The 2,397-nt window shown below is 69.5% G+C and carries 2 protein-coding genes; one reads left to right on the top strand and one right to left on the bottom strand.

The features are described 5' to 3' along the window. Window positions 1-280 precede the first annotated feature (280 nt). Entirely contained in the window at window positions 281-661 is a 381-nt protein-coding gene (gene trxA / locus PCA_RS14275) for a thioredoxin TrxA (RefSeq protein WP_219918843.1), read from the bottom strand. A 367-nt stretch (window positions 662-1,028) separates the two neighbouring features. On the opposite strand from trxA, the gene PCA_RS14270 reads away from it, so the two are divergent. Continuing rightward, a partial coding sequence (locus PCA_RS14270; protein ID WP_255436884.1) for a DEAD/DEAH box helicase occupies window positions 1,029-2,397 on the top strand: 1,369 nt, incomplete at its 3' end.

The following is a 2,397-nucleotide window of genomic DNA, read 5'->3' as shown; positions in this document are numbered from 1 at the left end:
GTCTCGGCGGCTGCCGGCTTGGGGGCGCGGGCCTGGCGGCGCGGGGCGCGCGGACGCGACTCGGGCGAGCTCTCGGCGCCGCCGGCGTCGTTCGGGGTGGTGTTATCGGTATCGGACACGGGCAATCCTCGCGGGGCGCCGTTGAGTTACAGGAGGGAAGGGTGTGCGTCGCGCCAGAGGGGGCGCAGGGGGACCAGGGGGATCCCGACGGACGCGGAGGAATCTAGCACCCGCCGCGCATGGCCGTAAAGCGCGCGGCGGGTGTCGGGGCGGCGAAGGCTCAGATCGCCTTGTCGATCATCTGGGCCAGCTGGCCCTTGCTGACGGCGCCGATCTGGGTGGCCTCGACCTTGCCGTTCTTGAACACCATCAGGGTGGGGATGCCGCGCACGCCATAGGTGCGGGGGGTCTTCTGGTTGTGGTCGATGTTGAGCTTCACGACGCGCAGCTTGCCCTGGTACTGGCCGGCCAGCTCGTCCAGGATCGGCGCGATGGCCTTGCACGGGCCGCACCATTCGGCCCAGAAGTCCAGCAGCACGGGGGTGTCGGACTTCAGCACTTCCTGCTCGAAGGCGTCGTCGCTCACATGGGTAATCAGGTCGTTCACCGGGGTCTCCGAAAGACGGGTGGAAGGAAGGTTTGACGACCGCGCGGCCAGCATCAGCTACACTGGGGCGCCCATGATGCGCGGGTCGAACCGGGAAAGAGGGGCTTGGCCATTGCGGCCCGGGGCCTCATTGCAACGTAACTCGGGGCGCGATTCAAGCGATTCAAGGGCTGCAACGGACGGTTCCGTTGACATAGGCGAGGCGGTTCGTGCGAGCCGTTTCGCCTATGCCAGCGGGGCTGCCGGTTGCGCCGCAACCGTTTCGGCGCCCTGCACGGCCCCGGAGCACAGGCTGGCGGCCTAGCCCGCCGCCGTGCGCCCCGTGCCGCGCCGCTCATCCACCTGCTCCCTGCCGCCGCGGCGGCGGAGCCGGGCCGGCCATGGCGCCCGTGCCCGCATCCCACCGGCTTTCCTTCATTCCATGTCCCAAACCGTACTCACCGATACCTTCTTCACCAACTTCGAACTCCATCCGCTGCTGCAGCAAGGCCTGGCCGAAGCCGGCTTCACCCGCTGCACGCCGATCCAGGAGCTGACCCTGCCGGTCGCCCTTTTCGGCCGCGACGTCGCCGGCCAGGCGCAGACCGGCACCGGCAAGACCTGCGCCTTCCTGGTCGCGCTGATGAACCGCCTGCTCACCACGCCCGCCGTGGCCGAGCGCAAGGACAGCGACCCGCGCGCGCTGGTGATCGCGCCCACCCGCGAGCTGGCCATCCAGATCGACAAGGACGCCCGCAACATCGGCCGCCACACCGGCCTCAAGACCGCCCTGATCTACGGCGGCGTGGATTACGACAAGCAGCGCCAGCAGCTGCACGACGGCTGCGACATCATCATCGCCACGCCCGGCCGCCTGCTGGACTACTACAAGCAGCAGGTGTTCGGCTTCAACGGCGTCGAGGTGATGGTGATCGACGAGGCGGACCGCATGTTCGACCTCGGCTTCATCAAGGACGTGCGCTTCATCTTCCGCCGCCTGCCGGCGCGCGAGCAGCGCCAGGTGCTGCTGTTCTCCGCCACGCTGAGCCACCGCGTGCTGGAACTGGCCTACGAGCACATGCACGAGGCCGAGAAGCTGGTGGTGGAAAGCGACAACGTCACCGCCGACAAGGTGCGCCAGCTCGTCTACTTCCCCGCCAAGGAGGAGAAGCTGCCGCTGCTGCTCAACCTGATCGACCGGCACCAGCCCAAGCGCAGCATCATCTTCGTCAACACCAAGGCCGCCGCCGAGCGCGTCACCGAGCGCGTGAAGCGGCATGGCTGCCGCGTCGGCGCGATCTCCGGCGACGTGCCCCAGCTCAAGCGCCAGAAGCTGCTGCAGCGTTTCCAGGACGGCCAGCTCGACATCCTGGTCGCCACCGACGTGGCCGCGCGCGGCCTGCACATCCCCGCGGTCAGCCACGTCTTCAACTACGACCTGCCGCAGGATGCCGAGGACTACGTCCACCGCATCGGCCGCACCGCGCGCCTGGGCGCCGAGGGCGACGCGATCAGCTTCGCCTGCGACCTCTACGCGATGAGCCTGCCCGACATCGAGAGCTACATCGGCCAGACCATCCCGGTGGCGACGATGGAGCCGGAACTGCTGGTGATGCCGAAGGCGCGCGAGGTCGATCCCGAGTTCGCCGCCAACGCCGCCGCCGACAGCGCCGCGTTCGGCGACCGGGTGGAGTCGCGCCACGACGACAAGAAGGGCGGCCGTCCGCGCCGCGGCGAGCGCAGCGGCGAGCGCGGTCCGCGCGACGGCCGTACGCGCGAACCGCGGCCGCCGCGGGCACCCCGCCCCGAAG

It is taken from the genome of Rhodanobacter sp. PCA2 (assembly GCF_013620825.1).
Classification (GTDB): domain Bacteria; phylum Pseudomonadota; class Gammaproteobacteria; order Xanthomonadales; family Rhodanobacteraceae; genus Rhodanobacter_A.
Note: the sequence above shows the minus strand (reverse complement) of the source record. Positions and strands in the feature narration are given on the sequence as shown.

Excerpts from the sequence above, each read along its gene's own strand:
- trxA (WP_219918843.1), bottom strand. The coding sequence starts at position 661 with ATGCTGGCCGCGCGGTCGTCAAACCTTCCTTCCACCCGTCTTTCGGAG.